The organism is Acidovorax sp. KKS102, assembly GCF_000302535.1.
GTDB lineage: Bacteria > Pseudomonadota > Gammaproteobacteria > Burkholderiales > Burkholderiaceae_C > Acidovorax.
Genome location: NC_018708.1, coordinates 2990287 through 3007235, shown reverse-complemented (window position 1 = coordinate 3007235; position 16949 = coordinate 2990287). Strand labels below are relative to the sequence as shown.

Here is a 16949-nt window from a genome sequence, read left to right as displayed (position 1 = left end):
CCAAGGGCTTGCGCAGCCCCTTGGGGCCGTCGCACGCGATGCTGGACTTTCGGCAAAGCGGGCGATGCTGCTTCAGGATGGGCTGCGCCCGATGGATTGACCTCACTTGAGAACTGGCCCTGTTGAGGGCCAGCATTGATTTTTATGACTGAAACCACTGCTTCCAGCACGGGCCGCGTACGCACCCGCTTCGCTCCTTCGCCCACCGGCTTCATCCACCTGGGCAACATTCGCTCGGCCTTGTATCCCTGGGCGTTTGCCCGCGCCACGGGTGGTGACTTCATTCTGCGCATTGAAGACACCGACCTGGAGCGCTCCAGCCAGGCGGCGGTGGACGTCATCATCGAGGGTATGGCATGGCTGGGCTTGAACCACGACGAAGGCCCGTTCTATCAGATGCAACGCATGGATCGTTACAAGGCGGTCCTGGCAGAGTTGCAGGCTGCCGGTCACGTGTATCCCTGCTACATGAGCGTGGCCGAGCTGGATGCGCTGCGCGAGCGTCAGATGGCCGCCAAGGAGAAGCCGCGCTACGACGGCACATGGCGCCCCGAGGCTGGCAAGACCCTGCCCGCCATTCCGGAAGGCGTGCAGCCTGTGCTGCGCTTCAAGAACCCGCAGGGGGGCGTGGTGGCCTGGGACGACAAGGTCAAGGGCCGCATCGAGATCAGCAACGATGAGCTGGATGACCTGGTCATCGCGCGGCCCGATGGCACACCCACCTACAACTTCTGCGTGGTGGTGGACGATATCGACATGGCGATCACGCACGTAATCCGTGGCGATGACCACGTGAACAACACTCCACGCCAGATCAACATCTTCCGCGCCCTGGGCAAGGAGCCTCCGGTCTATGCCCACCTGCCTACCGTGCTGAACGAGCAGGGCGAGAAGATGAGCAAGCGCAATGGTGCCAAGCCGGTCACGCAGTACCGTGATGAAGGCTATTTGCCCGACGCCATGGTGAATTACCTGGCCCGCTTGGGCTGGAGCCACGGCGATGATGAAATCTTCAGCCGTGAGCAGTTCCTGCAGTGGTTCAACCTCGACCATCTGGGCCGCAGCGCGGCGCAGTTCGATGAAGCCAAGCTGCGCTGGGTGAATGCCCAGCATCTGAAAGCCATGGCTGATGACGCTTTGGCTGCGCTGGTGGCTCCGCAATTGCAGGCGCGTGGTGTTTCGGCCGAGGCGCTGGCCGATGGGCGTCTGCCCCGCATCTGCGCACTCTTCAAAGACCGGTGCGACACCACCGTCGCGCTCGCCAACTGGGCGCAGGTTTTTTATGGCGATATGTCGCCCGTGGATGCAGAGCGCGCGCAGCATGTCACCGACGCCATTGCGCCTGCTCTGGACGCATTGGCCGATGCGCTGTCTGCGTGTGAATGGGACAAGGCTTCCATCAGTGCGGCGTTCAAGCAGGTGCTGGCTGCCCAAGGTCTGAAGATGCCCCAACTGGCCATGCCTGCGCGCGTGTTGACGGTTGGTACCGCCCACACGCCATCGGTCGATGCGGTGCTGGAATTGGTCGGACGTGAAAAAGTTGTAGCGCGTTTGCGAAACCGCTAAAAATCTGTCTATAATTCAAGGCTCAGGTGATGACAACAAATACTAAGTGTTTGAAGTCATATAGTGGGGGTATAGCTCAGCTGGGAGAGCGCTTGCATGGCATGCAAGAGGTCATCGGTTCGATCCCGTTTACCTCCACCACATCGCTTGATAACGGTTAGTTCCAAGGTTTTGACCCTATCGTCTAGAGGCCTAGGACATCACCCTTTCACGGTGAGTACCGGGGTTCGAATCCCCGTGGGTCGCCAAGTTTGTAGCGCTTGGCTTGTGTTGAGAAATGCGAGCGAAAAGCTGCCTGCCAGGAGTGGTAGTTCAGTTGGTTAGAATACCGGCCTGTCACGCCGGGGGTCGCGGGTTCGAGTCCCGTCCACTCCGCCAGATATCAACCGCTGCAGTCGCAAGGCTGCAGCGGTTTTTTTATGCCTCTGTTGGTACGTCATGCGCTCGCATGGCTGTACAAGCATCTTGAGACAGGCCGCTGCTGGGGTTCAACCTGTTACAAGTGATAGGGCCTGTGCAAGAATCAGCGATAGTCGGCTGCACAGCCATACCGCCCAGGCGGCTCTCACAGACCCATCCCGCGCCTATGAACCTTTTTCGGCTGCAGATTCACCCACAGCACCTGGCCAGCTTCAAGGCTGTGGCGCCGGTGCTTTACTTGTTGACCGGTGGGGTGATTGCAGCCTGGGCCTATTTTTCGGTGGCCAGTCCGCAGCGGGTGGGGCACTACCTCACGCTGCACCAAGTGCTGGAGACGCTGTCCATTGCTGTGTCTGCCCTGGTATTTGCAGTGGGGTGGAAGGCACACAGCCTCAATCCGCAGCGCAATGTGCTCATCCTGGCCTGCGGCTTTCTGGGCGTGGCGATCCTCGATTTTTCGCACATGCTGTCATTCGCCGGCATGCCCGACTACATCACGCCCAACTCGGTGGCCAAGGGCATCAATTTCTGGTTGCCCGCGAGATACCTGGGGGCGCTGACGCTTCTGGGTGCGGTGGCGTTGCATTGGCGCGTGCCCGGCGATGCAGCAGCACCCGGCCCTGGCAGGTTTTTGGTACTGGCGCTGGTACTGGCCGTTGTTGCAGTCATCCACGCCGTTGTGTTCTGGTTTCCACATTGGTACCCGCAGACCTACGACGACCAGGGGCTCACACGGTTCAAGATCGCCTCCGAGTACGGGGTGGTGGCCTTGTACGCGGCGTCGCTGGGCGTGCTGCTGCACTGGGCGCGGGGGCGTGCCGCCTTTGATGTGGCCAGGTTGTTCGCCACCGTGTGGGTGATGGCCCTGAGCGAGTTTTTTTTCACGTTCTACGTCGTCGCAACCGACCCCTTCAATCTGCTGGGCCATATGTACAAAGTGGTGGGGTACTACTACCTGTACCGCGCCATTTTTGTGGGCACCATCGAGGCACCGTACCGGGTGCTCAAGCAGTCCGACAAGGCCATGCGGGCCGTGCTGGACGCCGTGCCCGACCTGATGTTCGAGGTGACCCGCGACGGGCGCTATGTGCAGATCCATACGCGCCAGCCCGAATTGCTGCTGATGCCTGCCAGCGAGGTCGTGGGGCGGTCGATCCACGACATCCTGCCCCCTGCGGCGGCCGCCGTAGCGCAGGCTGCGATCAATGCTGCAGCAGAGCAGGGCCTGGCCCGCGACTTCCAGTACGCGCTGGACTTGCCCGATGGCCAGCACTGGTTTGAGTTGTCTGTGGCACGCAAAGTGATGGACGACGAAGGGGACGATCACTTTGTTGTGCTCTCGCGTGACATCACCCAGCGTGTGCAAATGCTGGACACCTTGCGCAAGCTGCGGCATGCCGTGGAGCAGGCGCCCAACTCCATCTTCATTGCAGGCGCTGACGGCAACATCGAATACGTGAACCCCGCGTTCACCGCCACGACAGGCTACAGCCCCGAGGAGGTGATTGGCCGTAACCCGCGTCTGCTGAGTGCCGGGGCCACGCCTGCCAGCGTGTATGCCGACCTGTGGGCGCATCTGACATCGGGCCGTCCGTGGCGTGGCGAATTCGTCAACCGCCGCAAGGGCGGCGGCGAATACAACGAGTCCGCCATCATCTCGCCACTGCACGATGAGCAAGGCCGCATCACCCACTATCTGGCCGTGCAGGAAGACGTGACGGAGCGCCGTCGTGATGAGGAGCGCATCCGCAAGCTGATCAACTTCGATGCGCTGACGGGCCTGCCCAACCGCACGATGTTCGCGTCCCGGTTCAGCCAGGCCCTTGCACTGACGCAACGCAGCGGCCATCAACTCGCGCTGCTGTACCTGGACCTGGATCACTTCAAGAATGTGAACGACTCGCTCGGTCACCAGGTAGGGGACGGCTTGCTGATCGAGATCGCGCACCGGTTGCAGTCGGTGGTGCGCGATGAAGACACGGTGTCGCGGCAGGGCGGGGATGAGTTCGTGATCGTGCTGCCGCTCACCGACGCACAGCAGGCAGCCCATGTGGCCGATGAGCTGCAGGCGCAGGTGCGCCGCATCTGCAAGCTGGAGCACCACGAGCTGGTGGTGACTTCTTCCATCGGTATTGCGATGTACCCCGAGGATGGGGGGGACTTCGAGACCCTGGCGCAGCGCGCCGACGCGGCCATGTTCCGTGCCAAGGAGTCCGGGCGTGACACCTACCGGTTCTTTTCGGCGGACATGCAGGCCCGGTCGCTCAGGGTGCTGCAGATCGAGAATGCCCTGCGCAGTGCTTTGGTGCTGGGCCAGCTGACACTGCACTACCAGCCACAAATCCGGCTGAAGGATCGGCGACTGGTGGGGGTGGAGGCCTTGCTGCGCTGGACGCACCCCGAGCTGGGTGCCGTCAGCCCGGCCGAATTCATCCCGGTGGCAGAGAGCAGCGGCCAGATTCTGGGCATCGGCGAATGGGTGCTGCGCACCGCGCTGGCCCAGGCCCGGCAGTGGCGTGATGCAGGCCATACCGAGCTGGTGGTGGCGGTGAACCTGTCGATGGTGCAGTTCCGCCACCCGGGTCTGGTGGACATGGTGGGGCGGGCGCTGGCCGACAGCAACGTGCCACCGCAGATGCTGGAGCTGGAGCTGACCGAAAGCATCGCCATGGATGCACCGGAGCAGGTGATTGCCATCGTGCGGCAGTTGTACGACCTGGGCGTGCAGCTGTCCATCGACGACTTTGGCACCGGGTACTCGTCGTTCAGCTACATCCAGCGCCTCAAGGTGCACAAGCTCAAGATCGACCAGTCGTTTGTGCGCCATCTGGGCGAAGACCCCAGTGCGCCCCACATCGTGCGCGCCATCATTGGCCTTGCGCAAAGCCTGGACCTGGAGACCATTGCCGAAGGTGTGGAAACGGTGGCGCAGCGCGATGTGCTTTTGGGACTGGGCTGCGACACGGGGCAGGGCTACCACTTCAGCCGCCCCGTGCCTGCCGCCGACTTGCAGGGGCTTCTCACCCAGGGCCACGCGGTATTGGGTTGAGACGGCGGGAGGCAGAGGCAAGCCGCCGCCCAAACAAAACAGCCGCGTTTTGGGCGCGGCGGTGGGGGCGTTAGCTAAGGGTTTGACTCGCGGCAGTCCCGTGGCCTGTGCAGGCTCCTGGTGGACTGTTTTGGTGCCGAACCGGCACCATGCGCTAGAGGAATATGCCTGAGATGCTATCGAAAGAGTAGCGTTCAGGTAGGCCTCTTTGACTTCTGCCCCAGCTCAGCGTGGAGCCAGGCGAATGGCACCGTCCAGACGGATCACCTCGCCATTGAGCATGTCGTTTTCGAGGATGTGGCGCACCAGCTTGGCGTAGTCCTGCGGGGTGCCCAGCCGGCTGGGGAAGGGCACGCCAGCGGCCAGCGCGTCCTGCACTTCTTGCGGCATGCCAAACAGCATGGGGGTGCCGAAGATGCCGGGCGCAATGGTCATGTTGCGGATGCCGTTGCGTGCCAGGTCACGGGCAATTGGCAGGGTCATGCCCACCACGCCGCCCTTGGAGGCTGCATAGGCGGCCTGGCCGATCTGGCCGTCATAGGCAGCCACGCTGGCCGTGGAGATCAGCACGCCACGCTCGCCGGTGGACTCGGGCTCGTTCTTGCTCATGGCCTCGGCGGCCAGGCGGATCATGTTGAAGCTGCCGATCAGGTTGACCGTGATGGTCTTGCTGAACAGGGCCAGCGCATGCGCGCCGTTCTTGCCCACGGTCTTCTCGGCGGGGGCGATGCCGGCGCAGTTCACCAGGCCCACCAGCTTGCCCAGCGACACGGCCTTGGCCACCACGGCCTGGCCATCGGCCTCGTTGCTCACATCGCACTTCACGAAGGCGCCGCCGATTTCCTTGGCCACAGCCTCGCCTTTTTCGGCCTGCATGTCGGCAATGACCACGGTGCCGCCCTGGGCGGCCAGCATGCGTGCTGTGCCTTCGCCCAGGCCCGATGCGCCGCCGGTGACGATGAATACCTTGCCTTGGATGTCCATGGTTGTCTCCAGTAAGTGACGTTAACGTAAACGTCAATTATGGCGCATCTCCCTGCCGTGCTGAACGCGAAAAAAAGCCCGGACCAGGCCGGGCTTGTGGTGGGTGAGGGCAGGGCAGGTTACTGGAAGCCCACGCGGTCCAGCATCTGCTGCACCTTGGTGGTGTTTGCACCCACCGCGCTGATCGGGATGGTCTCGCTCTTGAAAGGCTTGCCACCGGTCATGGCCTTGAGTGCCGGGTTGTCCAGCGTCACGCCTTTGGCTGCGGGCCACTCGTTGTTGCCATTCGCAAAGTAGTTCTGTGCCTCGGGGCTGGCCAGGTATTCGAGGAACTTGATGGCGTTGGCCTGATTCTTGGAGTGCTTGGCCACTGCGCCGCCAGCGATGTTCAGGTGCGTGCCCCAGGATTCCTGGTTGGGGAACACCACGCCCACCTTGTTGACCACGGCTACGTCTTCGGGCTTGTTGGACCGCATCATGCGCGCCAGATAGTAGGTGTTGGTCACGGCGATATCGCACTCGCCGGCGGCCACGGCCTTGATCTGGTCAGTGTCGCCGCCCTTGGGCGGGCGGGCCAGGTTGGCCACCATGCCCTTGAGCCAGGCTTCGGCCTTTTGTTCGCCCATGTGTTCCGTCACCGCGCCGAACAGGCTCAGGTTGTAGGGGTGCGAGCCGGAGCGGATGCACAGCTTGCCCTTGTTCTTGGGGTCACCCAGCTCTTCGTAGGTGTCCACATCGGCCTTTTGCATCTTGACCTTGTTGTAGACGATCACGCGCGCACGGGTGGACAGGCCAAACCACGAGATACCGCCGTCCGCTGCAGGCTGGCTGCGCAGATTGGCGGGGATGGCATCGTTCAGCACCTTGGACTGGATGGGCTGGAACAGGCCGTCCACCTCGCCCTTGTACAGGCGGGCAGCGTCCACCAGCAGGATCACGTCAGCGGGAGAAGCAGCGCCCTCGGCCTTCAGCCGGGCCAGGATGCCGGCATCGTCCGCGTCCACGCGGTTGATCTTGATGCCCGTGGCCTTGGTAAAGCCGGTGTACAGCGCTTCGTCGGTGGAGTAGTGGCGGGCCGAGTAGAGGTTGACCACTTGTTCCTGGGCGTGCACGGCGCCTGCAGCGGCGGCCAGGGCACAAGCGCTCAGCAAGGCTTTCACAGTCTTCGACATGGGTTGCGTCTTTCGGGGTTGAAACTGCGTCAATGATAAAGCAAACGCGAATTATTCTTGATCAATGTCTTGCGCAAAGGCCGGATTTCGGGTCCGGGTTTGAGGTGGCGCAAGGGCCGCATGCCGTGGATGCCGGACCACCGTAAAAAGATCGGTTCGCCGCGCGGGCCCGTTCCCACGCTTGCGGCCTGTGGGTGGTCAGGCCAAAAAAAAGCCCGGTCGTAAAACCGGGCTTTAAAAGGATCCTTGAAACGGGGGTTTCGAGAGGATCCAAGGAGACAACTGAGGCGCTGTCGACAAGGTCAGCAGCGCATGGGTTGAATTATCAGGGTATTCCCTGAACACGGCCTAGAGGTTGCACTCCAGACCGCAGGTAGGGCGATTAACGCTTGCGGGGAGCGGCCGTCTTGGCAGCGTTGGCAGCGGTGTTGGCCACGGCGTTGAAGTTGGCTTCAGCCACATCAGACGCTTGCTTCACAGCCTTTTGTACCGACTCAAACGCGTTGTTGGCGGCAGACACGGCGCTCTTCATCACGGCCACAGCGGTTTCGGAACCGGCGGGGGCGTTCTTGGCGGCGCTGTCCACCAGGTTGGTGAAAGCCTTCTGTGCGTCGGTGGCCTGGGCTTCGAAAGCCTTGCCGAACTCGGCACCGGTGCCCGAAGCGATGTCATACAGGTGGCGGCTGTAAGCAGCGGTCTTTTCAGCCAGGGGCTGGAACAGGCCGGCTTGCAGGGCCAGCAGTTCTTGGGCGTCCTTCACGGCCAGCACGGCTTGCGTGTGGTTGGCGGCTTCGGACAGCGCAGCGCGCGAAGCGGTCACGTTCAGTTCGACCAGCTTTTCCACGCCTTCGAAAGCCTTGGAGGTCAGGCCAAACAGGGTTTCGATGTTGGCCTTGTGGGATGCCAGGATTTGTTCTGCGGTCAGCGACATGTCATATCTCCTAAAAATGAGGGCCCATGGGGCCGGGGTGGTTCACAGACATCTGCGCTGACCTTGACCTGATAGTCATGTTGCAGTGCAGCATGGGTTGAATTTTAGGGACTTGCGGCGCTATTGCAAGGGGTTTTTGTTGCAACGCAGCAAATTAGACACGATCACCCAGAAATCCTCGGCTTGCCACAATCGTGTCATGCATGCTTACTACGCCGACCACTTCGTGTTGCCCCTGCCCGAGGGTCACCGCTTCCCCATGGCCAAGTACCGCATGCTGCGCGACCGGATTGCAGAGCATTTGCCGGGCGCCGTACTGAAAGAGGCACTGCCCGCATCCGATGAGGCGCTGGCGCGCGTGCACAGCCCGCAGTACATAAACGCCGTGGACCACGGCACGCTCGCGCCCGCCGCCCAGCGGGAGATCGGCTTTCCCTGGAGCCCGGCCATGGCTGAGCGCGCGCGCCGCTCGGTGGGCGCCACCCTGGCCGCTACCCGCGCCGCGTGGCGCGAGGGGGTGGCGGGCAACCTGGCTGGCGGCACGCACCACTCGTATGCCGACAAAGGCAGTGGCTTTTGTGTGTTCAACGATGTGGCGGTGGCTGCCCGGCAGGCACAGGCCGACCACCTGAACGATGGCTCGGGCTGGCCGCTGCAGGTGGCGGTGATCGACCTGGATGTGCACCAAGGCAACGGCACAGCCCATATCTTTCAGGGGGACGACAGCGTGTTCACCCTGTCGCTGCATGGCGCACGCAACTTTCCGTTTCGCAAGGAGCCGAGCGACTTGGATGTGGAACTGCCCGACGGGTGTGCGGATGATGAGTACCTGCACGCGCTGGACCAGGCCTTGGAGACGCTGGACCACCGCTGCAAGCCGGATCTTGTGTTTTATCTGGCGGGGGCGGACCCCCACGTGGGTGACCGGCTGGGGCGTCTCGCCGTCACCCACGATGGGCTGGAGGCACGCGACCGGCGGGTGTTTGACTGGGCCTGGCAGCGGCGCATTCCCACGGTGTTCGTGATGGCGGGCGGTTATGGCAACGACCTGGAGGACACGCTGCAGGCGCAACTTACCACCTGGCGCGTGGCCTGGCAGTACCACCAGCGCTGGCAGAATGTGCGGCCATGACCTCTGCCGCCAGCCCCTCTCCTGTCGCTTCTTCCGCGCCGGTCCGCCCGGCTCCGCAGCCGCGCAGCGCCTACCGCGTGTTTCGCCCCATCACCACACGCTGGGCCGACAACGACGTTTATGGGCATGTGAACAACGTCGTGTACTACAGCTGGTTCGACACGGCGGTGAACGCCCATCTGATCGACCAGGGCGTGCTGGACATCCATGCGGGCCAGACCATCGGCCTGGTCATCGAGACCCAATGCAATTACTTCGCGCCACTGGCGTTCCCGCAGACCGTGGAGGCGGGCATTCGCGTGGCGCGGCTGGGGGGCTCCAGCGTGCGTTACGAGGTGGGCCTGTTTGCGCAGGGCGAGCCGCTGACTGCGGCGGCGGGGCACTTCATCCATGTGTACGTGGACCGTGAAACCCGCCGCCCGGTGGCTGTGCCAGACGCATTGCGCAATGTGCTGCAGGCGCTGGTCATGCCCGGCTGACAGGTCGTTGATTGGCGGCTGATCAGTAGCTGCAAACCGTAGCTACTGATTTGATAGCGCCAGGCGCAACTGCAAGGTGCGCCTGGGCCCAGAACAGCCTGAATTGCCGACGGCGGCTGAACACTGGCTGACGCCGCCCGCCGTGCCGCGCACCGGACGCCGTGATGGCCTACACTTTGCGGCTTTGTTGTCCGGTCTGCGGCCGGAGCATCGCGTGCCCAGCGTGCGCGGTTTCTGAGGCTTGCCCTGTCCATGATCATCACCAGCCTGCTCGACACCGACCTGTACAAGTTCACCATGATGCAGGTGGTGCTGCACCAGTTTCCGGGCGCGCAGGTCGAATACAAGTTCAAGTGCCGCAACCCCGGCGTGCAGCTGGCGCCGTTTGCTAACGAGATCCGCGACGAGATCCGTTCGCTGTGCAGCCTGCATTTTCAGGATGCCGAACTGACCTACCTGCGGTCGCTGCGGTTCATCAAGAGCGACTTCGTGGACTTTCTGGGGCTGTTCAGGCTCAACGAGAAATACATCACCGTCGTGCCCCAGCACAATGGCGAGATCGACATCACCATCCGCGGGCCCTGGCTGCACACCATCCTGTTCGAGATCCCGGTGCTGGCCATCATCAACGAGGTGTACTTTCGCAACACGCAGAAGGTGCCCGACTTTCCGGAAGGCCGCCGCCGGCTCGATGCCAAGATCGCACTGCTGCAGGGCGAGGGCCTGTCGGACCTTAAGATTGCCGACTACGGCACACGCCGCCGCTTCAGCCGCGCCTGGCACGAAGAAGTGCTGCGCGTGCTGGTGGCCCGCCTGGGCACCGGCGACCGCCGCCCGGGTGCACCCGCAGGCCCTGGGCAGTTTGCGGGCACCAGCAACGTGCTGTACGCGATGAAGCTGGGCGTGACCCCTTTGGGCACCATGGCGCACGAGTATCTGCAGGCCTGCCAAGCGCTGGGCCCGAGGCTGCGCGACAGCCAGGTGTTCGGCTTCGAGATGTGGGCCAAGGAATACCGGGGCGACCTGGGCATTGCGCTGTCGGACGTGTACGGCATGAGCGCCTTCCTGCGCGACTTTGACCTGTACTTCTGCAAGCTGTTCGACGGAGCCCGCCATGACAGCGGCGACCCGTTTGCCTGGGGCGAGCGCCTGCTGGACCACTACCGCAAGAATCGCGTGGACCCGCTGACCAAGACGCTGATCTTCAGCGACGCACTCACCATCCCGCGCACCATCGAGCTGTACCAGCAGTTCCGGGGCCGCTGCCAGCTGGCGTTTGGCATTGGCACCAATCTGACCAACGACCTCGGCAGCCCACCAGCCCACGAGCCCTTGCAGGTGGTCATCAAGATGACACGCTGTAACGACCAGCCGGTGGCCAAGCTGTCCGACACGCCGGGCAAGGGCATGTGTGATGACGAGAAGTACCTGGCCTACCTGCGCCAGGTGTTTGATATCCCTTCGCCGGTGTGACCGTGCCCCGCAGGTGCCATGGCCCTGCGCCCCCTGATTTTTAGCAATGAGACGGAGACAAGAACCATGAAATTTTCGCGCGGGCTGGCAGTGGCCGGCCTACTGGCGGCGTTGCCGGGTCTGGCACTGGCGGCCGATATTGATGGCAGTGCGCTGTCGGTGCTGTGGGGCGTGCCCTTTGCCGGCATTCTGCTGTCGATTGCCTTGATGCCGCTGTTGGCTCCTATCTTCTGGCACCACCACTTTGGCAAGGTTGCAGCCGGCTGGGCGCTGGCTTTTCTGGTGCCGTTTGCGCTGGTGTTTGGCCCGGGCGCAGCGGGCGCAAGTTTTGTCCACGCGCTGGTGGCCGAATACATTCCGTTCGTCATCTTGCTCACTGCGCTGTTCACCGTGGCGGGGGGCATCTACATCCGGGGCAACCTGCATGGCAGCCCGGCGCTCAATACCGCCATCCTCGCTATTGGCGCGGTGCTGGCTAGCGTCATGGGCACCACGGGGGCGTCGATGCTGCTCATCCGCCCGTTGATCCGCGCCAATGACAACCGCAAGCACACGGCGCATGTGGTGGTGTTTTTTATCTTCATCGTCTCCAACGCCGGGGGCTCGCTCACGCCGCTGGGCGACCCGCCGCTGTTCCTGGGCTTCCTGAAGGGCGTGGACTTCTTCTGGACGGTGAGCCACATCTTCCCCGAGACCCTGTTCCTGGTCGGCTCCCTGCTCGCCCTCTTTTTCGTGATGGACTCCTGGTACTACCACCGGCGCGAAGAGGTGCTCAAGGCCGACCCCACCCCCGACACCAAAGCCATCGGCTTTGACGGCAAGGCCAACTTTGCGCTGCTGGGTGTGGTGGTGGCGCTGGTGCTGCTCAGCGGCCTGTGGAAATCGCAGGTCGCGTTCACCATCGCCGGGGCCGAAGTGGGTCTGCCCGGTATCGTGCGGGATGTGGGCCTGATCATCGTGGCGCTGGTGTCCCTGCGCATCACGCCCAAACAGGTGCATGAAGACAACCAGTTCAGCTGGGGCCCCATGCAGGAGGTGGCCAAGCTGTTTGCGGGTATCTTCCTCACCATCATTCCGGTCATTGCCATGCTCAAGGCGGGCGTCAATGGTCCGTTTGGCGCCGTGGTGTCCGCCGTCACGCGGCCGGACGGCACCCCCGACCCGGCCATGTACTTCTGGGCGTCCGGGCTGCTCAGCTCCTTCCTCGACAACGCGCCGACCTACCTGGTCTTCTTCAACACCGCCGGGGGCGACCCCGCCGTGCTGATGACCACCCTGGCCCCCACGCTGGCTGCCATCTCGGCCGGCTCGGTGTTCATGGGCGCCAACAGCTACATCGGCAATGCGCCCAACATGATGGTCAAGGCCATTGCCGAAGACCGGGGCGTGAAGATGCCCAGCTTCTTCGGCTACATGCTGTGGTCGGGGGGCATTCTGGTGCCGCTCTTTATCGTCATGACTTTCATCTGGTTTAGATAGTGAACATCCCCCTGAGCGGCTGCGCCGCTTCCTCCTTCTCTCGCACCGCTGCGCGCTGCGGGAAGGGGGACGCCGCCCTCGCTGCAGGGCGGCCTTTGCTCGGCGGCCGCTGGCTTGGTCCACGCCAGTTTTTATAGGCCGACGTGCCTTGCGAATAGTTTGGAGATTGAAGACTTATGAGCAAACCCCGCATCTTGGTCGCCCGCGCGATCTTTCCCGACATCGTGGACCGTCTGCGTGAGCATTTCGACGTCGAAGCCAACCCCGACGACGTGATCTGGGCCCCGCAAGAGTTGGCTTCGCGCCTGGCCGACAAGGACGGTGTCCTGACCACCGGCAGCCAGCGCATCGACGGCGCGCTGCTCGCCGCCGCGCCGCGCCTCAAGATCTGCGCCAACATGGCCGTGGGCTACAACAACTTTGACGTGGACGCCATGACGGCGGCTGGCGTGCAGGGCACCAACACGCCCGATGTGCTTACCGAGACCACGGCCGACTTTGGCTTTGCATTGCTTATGGCCACGGCCCGCCGCATGACCGAGAGCGAGCATTACCTGCGGGCCGGAAAGTGGACCAAGTGGAGCTATGACATGTTCGCGGGCAGCGACATCCACGGCAGCACGCTGGGCATCATCGGCATGGGCCGCATCGGACAGGGCATTGCCAAGCGCGGCGCACACGGCTTTGGCATGAAGGTGATCTACCACAACCGCTCGCGCCTGTCGCCCGCGCTGGAGGCCGAATGCAAGGCCACCTATGTGGGCAAGGAAGAGCTGCTGCGAACCGCAGACCACGTGGTGCTGGTGGTGCCCTACACGGCAGCGTCGCACCACACCATTGGCGCGCCTGAGCTGATGCTAATGAAGCCCACGGCCACGCTGGTCAACATCGCGCGTGGCGGCATCGTGGACGACGCGGCGCTGGCGGTGGCCCTGCGCGAGCGCCGCATCGCGGCTGCAGGGCTGGATGTGTTTGAAGGCGAACCCAGCGTGCACCCCGATCTGCTGACCGTGCCCAACGTGGTGCTCACCCCGCACATTGCCAGCGCCACCGTGCCCACCCGGCGCGCCATGGCCAACCTGGCGGCGGACAATCTGATCGCGTTCTTCGACGGGCGCGGGCCGCTCACACCGGTCAATCGGCCTGCCAGCCTGGGTTGATTTCAAGTTTCGAGTCCAATCGACCGGATGCGCTAGTCGATCATGCGCTGATAGCTATCAAAACCATAGTAAACCTTGACCACTGACACCCTTGTTCTCCTGGCAGCGCTGGCACTGGCGCTGGTTCTTCTGGTGGTGCTGTTGCTGCGCCGTCCCCGCGTGGATCTGCCGCCCGAGTGGCTGGCACGCCTGCAGTCGCTGGAGCAAACCACGCAGGCCACGCAGATTGCCGTGGCCAAGAATGACGGCGCGCTGGACGGCATGGGGCAGCAGCTGCGCGGCTTTACCCAGACCACACAGTCCACGCTGGAGACCCTGCGCCACGCGGTGGATGAGCGACTGGCCCAGGCGGTGGCAGAGTCCCGCAACGGCCGGGCGGAGCTGCTGGCAGCTTTCGGCGTGTTTGAAGGGCGGCTTGACCAACGCCTGGCGGCTTTCGATGCGGCGCTGACGCAGCGCCAGGCCGCGCAAGACGCCGCCCTGGCCCAGCGGTTTGACGCCTTGCAGAACGCCGTGGCGGGTCGGCTGGAAGAGAGCAGCAAGGCTCTGCTGGCCCATCTGGCCCAGGGCCAGGCCGACGCGGCAGCTGCGCGCACCGAGCTGTCGGCCACCTTGGTGGGCTTTCGCACCGAGCTGACCACCACCACCGCCGCGCTGGCGGCCGAAAGCGTCAAGTCCCGAGAAGCCATGGCCGAAAGCACGGCGCTTTTTGAAAAGCGCATCCAGGAGCGCTTTGAGGCCCTGCAGGCCGCCACGCGCCTCACGCTCGACTCGCTCAAGGGCGACATCCAGACGCAGCTGGGCGCCATGTCCACCGCGCTCAAGGACCAGCTCGAAGCCAACGGCTTTCAGATCAAGAACCAGTTCTCGGTGCTGCAAGACGCCGTGTCGCAGCAGCTCACCGGCATGGTGCAGGGCAGCCAGCACAACGCTGAGCAGCTGCGCAACGCGCTCAACGAGCGGCTGGCCGCCATACAGGCCGACAACGCCACCAAGCTCGAAGAAATGCGCCGCACAGTGGACGAAAAACTCCACGCCACGCTGGAGCAGCGCCTCGGCGAGTCCTTCAAACTCGTCAGCGACCGGCTCGAACAAGTGCACAAGGGCCTGGGTGAGATGCAGACCCTGGCGGGCAGTGTGGGCGACTTGAAGCGCGTGATGACCAACGTGAAGACGCGCGGCACCTGGGGCGAAATGCAGCTGGGCGCCATCATCGACAACGTGCTGACGCCCGACCAGTTCGCGCGCAACGTCAAGACTGTGCCGGGCAGCGACGAGCTGGTGGAGTTTGCGATCCGCCTGCCCGGCAAGAGCGACGAGCATCCGGTGTGGCTGCCCATCGACTCCAAGTACCCCGTGGAGCAGTACCAGCGCCTGCTGGACGCGCAGGACGCGGCCGACAAGGCGGCCATCCTGTCGGCGGGCAACGCGTTCGAGACCTCGATCAAGCTCGAAGCCAAGAAGATCTTCGCCAAGTACGTCTCGCCCCCGCACACCACCGACTTTGCCGTGCTCTACCTGCCTACCGAAGGCCTGTTCGCCGAAGTCATGCGCCGCCCCGGTCTGGTCGAGGCCGTGCAGAACGACTGCCGCGTGATGATCACCGGGCCGGCCAATCTGGCCGCCATGCTCAACAGCCTGCAGATGGGTTTCAAGACGCTGGCGATTGAAAAGCGCTCGTCGGAGGTCTGGAGCCTCTTGGGCATGGTCAAGACCGAATTCGCCAAGTTTGGCGATGTGGTCGAGGCCACCAAAAAGTCCATCGACGCCGCCGCCAAGAAGTTTGACGAGGTGGGCGTGCGCACCCGCGCCATCCAGCGCAAGCTGCGCGATGTGCAGGAATTGCCTGCGCCCGGCGCGGCCGGTCCGCTGGTGGGCGGCAGCACGTCGGCATTGCCCGGTCTGGACCCCGAGGAAGACCTGCAGTGAACTGGGCTCTGGCGCGCCTGATTGCGGGCCAGATCTGCGTGCACGCCTGCATGGCGGGCATGCGTCTGGCCGCTCCGCTGCTCGCCCTGCGCGAGGGCCACAGTGCTGCGGCCGTGGGGGTGTTGCTGGCACTGTTTGCCCTCACGCAGGTCTTTCTGGCCCTGCCCGCAGGGCGCTATGCAGACCGGCACGGCCTCAAGCGCCCCGTGGGCTACGCGGTGGCGGTGGCATCGGTCGGGGCGGCGCTGGCGCTGGTGTTCCCCGTTTTTCCGGTGTTGTGCCTGGCGGCGTTGATGACCGGTGGCGCCAGCGGCGCCGCGATCATTGCGCTGCAGCGCCACGTGGGGCGCGCCGCGCACGACGCCACGCAGCTCAAGCAAGTGTTCAGCTGGCTGGCCATCGGGCCTGCGGTGTCCAACTTCATCGGGCCCTTCTGTGCGGGGCTCATGATCGACAACGCGGGCAGCGCGGCAGGCAGCGTGGAAGGCTACCGCGCCGCCTTCGCGCTGATGGCCGTGCTGCCCCTGCTCACCTGGTTCTGGGTGCGCGACACGGTCGAGCTGCCGCCCGTGATCGCGGCCGCAGGCGGCCCCCCCCAGCGCGCGTGGGACCTGATGAACGAGCCGTCGTTTCGCCGCCTGCTGCTGGTCAACTGGATCTTGTCCTCATGTTGGGATGTGCACACCTTTGTGGTGCCGCTGCTCGGGCACGAGCGGGGCCTGTCGGCGTCGGTCATCGGCTCCATCCTGGGCGCGTTTGCAATTGCCGCTGCCGTCATCCGGGTGCTGATGCCCATCGTGGCCGAGCGGCTGCGCGAGCGGGTGGTGGTGGCGGGCGCCATGGTGGCAACCGCCGTGCTGTTTGGTGTGTACCCGCTGCTGCACAGTGCGCTGGCCATGGGCGTTTGTTCGGTGCTGCTCGGGTTTGCGCTGGGCTCGGTACAGCCCATGGTGATGAGCCTGCTGCACCAGATCACGCCGCCAGCGCGCCACGGCGAGGCACTGGGCCTGCGGCTCATGGCCATCAATGCATCCAGCGTGCTCATGCCCATGCTGTTTGGCTCGGCCGGGGCGGTGATTGGCGTGGGAGGGCTGTTCTGGGTGGTCGGGGTCTGCGTGGGCTTAGGTTCCCGCCAGGCTTGGCTGATGGGGCGCCGCACTTGACGGGTGCGCCGC

Annotated in this window: 12 protein-coding genes and 3 tRNA genes; 12 read left to right on the top strand and 3 right to left on the bottom strand. The window is 63.9% G+C overall.

Annotated features, from left to right (window positions below; all coding sequences use genetic code 11):
- The first annotated feature begins 144 nt into the window (after positions 1-144).
- The 5 genes from gltX (at position 145) to C380_RS13740 (ending at position 5035) form a co-directional block, all read left to right on the top strand.
- Positions 145-1566, top strand: a complete 1422-nt coding sequence (gene gltX, locus C380_RS13760) for a glutamate--tRNA ligase (protein WP_015014463.1) — start codon at positions 145-147, stop codon at positions 1564-1566.
- Between the two features lie 65 nt (positions 1567-1631).
- A tRNA-Ala gene (locus C380_RS13755) sits at positions 1632-1707 on the top strand.
- A 32-nt stretch (positions 1708-1739) separates the two neighbouring features.
- Positions 1740-1814: transfer RNA gene (locus tag C380_RS13750), tRNA-Glu, on the top strand.
- A 53-nt stretch (positions 1815-1867) separates the two neighbouring features.
- A tRNA-Asp gene (locus C380_RS13745) sits at positions 1868-1944 on the top strand.
- Positions 1945-2152: 208 nt separating this feature from the next.
- Positions 2153-5035: an EAL domain-containing protein gene (locus tag C380_RS13740; RefSeq protein WP_015014462.1), complete on the top strand. Its 2883-nt coding sequence runs from the start codon at positions 2153-2155 to the stop codon at positions 5033-5035.
- A gap of 225 nt (positions 5036-5260) precedes the next feature.
- Here C380_RS13740 and C380_RS13735 read toward each other — a convergent pair whose 3' ends face one another.
- From C380_RS13735 to C380_RS13725, 3 genes are all read right to left on the bottom strand, one after another.
- Positions 5261-6019, bottom strand: a complete 759-nt coding sequence (locus C380_RS13735; protein ID WP_015014461.1) for a 3-hydroxyacyl-CoA dehydrogenase — start codon at positions 6017-6019, stop codon at positions 5261-5263.
- A 119-nt stretch (positions 6020-6138) separates the two neighbouring features.
- Positions 6139-7191 (bottom strand): Fe(3+) ABC transporter substrate-binding protein, encoded by a 1053-nt coding sequence (locus C380_RS13730; RefSeq protein ID WP_015014460.1) that lies wholly within the window; start codon positions 7189-7191, stop codon positions 6139-6141.
- Between the two features lie 382 nt (positions 7192-7573).
- Positions 7574-8122: a phasin family protein gene (locus C380_RS13725; protein ID WP_015014459.1), complete on the bottom strand. Its 549-nt coding sequence runs from the start codon at positions 8120-8122 to the stop codon at positions 7574-7576.
- 199 nt (positions 8123-8321) lie between these two features.
- Here C380_RS13725 and C380_RS13720 point away from each other — a divergent pair, with 199 nt between their 5' ends.
- The 7 genes from C380_RS13720 to C380_RS13690 all read left to right on the top strand — a co-directional run bounded on the left by C380_RS13720 (position 8322) and on the right by C380_RS13690 (position 16937).
- The gene (locus C380_RS13720; protein ID WP_015014458.1) at positions 8322-9254 is read left to right on the top strand and encodes a histone deacetylase; all 933 of its coding nucleotides are present in this window, start codon (positions 8322-8324) and stop codon (positions 9252-9254) included.
- On the top strand, positions 9251-9733 hold the full coding sequence (locus tag C380_RS13715) for a thioesterase family protein (protein WP_015014457.1): 483 nt from the start codon (positions 9251-9253) through the stop codon (positions 9731-9733). Before C380_RS13720 ends, C380_RS13715 begins: the two co-directional genes overlap by 4 nt.
- 252 nt (positions 9734-9985) lie before the next feature.
- Complete coding sequence (gene pncB / locus C380_RS13710) at positions 9986-11206, top strand: nicotinate phosphoribosyltransferase (RefSeq protein WP_015014456.1); 1221 nt, start codon at positions 9986-9988, stop codon at positions 11204-11206.
- 66 nt (positions 11207-11272) lie between these two features.
- On the top strand, positions 11273-12685 hold the full coding sequence (locus C380_RS13705; RefSeq protein WP_015014455.1) for a sodium:proton antiporter: 1413 nt from the start codon (positions 11273-11275) through the stop codon (positions 12683-12685).
- A 176-nt stretch (positions 12686-12861) separates the two neighbouring features.
- Positions 12862-13845 (top strand): D-glycerate dehydrogenase, encoded by a 984-nt coding sequence (locus C380_RS13700; RefSeq protein ID WP_015014454.1) that lies wholly within the window; start codon positions 12862-12864, stop codon positions 13843-13845.
- A 75-nt stretch (positions 13846-13920) separates the two neighbouring features.
- Positions 13921-15774 (top strand): DNA recombination protein RmuC, encoded by a 1854-nt coding sequence (rmuC, locus tag C380_RS13695; protein ID WP_015014453.1) that lies wholly within the window; start codon positions 13921-13923, stop codon positions 15772-15774.
- Entirely contained in the window at positions 15771-16937 is a 1167-nt protein-coding gene (locus C380_RS13690; protein ID WP_015014452.1) for an MFS transporter, read from the top strand. The genes rmuC and C380_RS13690 overlap by 4 nt, the downstream gene beginning before the upstream one ends.
- Positions 16938-16949: the final 12 nt, after the last annotated feature.

What these genes read in the sequence shown, in the direction of transcription:
- C380_RS13705 (WP_015014455.1), top strand. Translation starts at nt 11,273, where the DNA reads ATGAAATTTTCGCGCGGGCTGGCAGTGGCCGGCCTACTGGCGGCGTTG.
- C380_RS13730 (WP_015014460.1), bottom strand. Translation starts at nt 7,191, where the DNA reads ATGTCGAAGACTGTGAAAGCCTTGCTGAGCGCTTGTGCCCTGGCCGCC.
- C380_RS13735 (WP_015014461.1), bottom strand. Translation starts at nt 6,019, where the DNA reads ATGGACATCCAAGGCAAGGTATTCATCGTCACCGGCGGCGCATCGGGC.
- C380_RS13725 (WP_015014459.1), bottom strand. Translation starts at nt 8,122, where the DNA reads ATGTCGCTGACCGCAGAACAAATCCTGGCATCCCACAAGGCCAACATC.
- C380_RS13715 (WP_015014457.1), top strand. Translation starts at nt 9,251, where the DNA reads ATGACCTCTGCCGCCAGCCCCTCTCCTGTCGCTTCTTCCGCGCCGGTC.
- C380_RS13700 (WP_015014454.1), top strand. Translation starts at nt 12,862, where the DNA reads ATGAGCAAACCCCGCATCTTGGTCGCCCGCGCGATCTTTCCCGACATC.
- pncB (WP_015014456.1), top strand. Translation starts at nt 9,986, where the DNA reads ATGATCATCACCAGCCTGCTCGACACCGACCTGTACAAGTTCACCATG.
- C380_RS13740 (WP_015014462.1), top strand. Translation starts at nt 2,153, where the DNA reads ATGAACCTTTTTCGGCTGCAGATTCACCCACAGCACCTGGCCAGCTTC.
- gltX (WP_015014463.1), top strand. Translation starts at nt 145, where the DNA reads ATGACTGAAACCACTGCTTCCAGCACGGGCCGCGTACGCACCCGCTTC.
- C380_RS13720 (WP_015014458.1), top strand. Translation starts at nt 8,322, where the DNA reads ATGCATGCTTACTACGCCGACCACTTCGTGTTGCCCCTGCCCGAGGGT.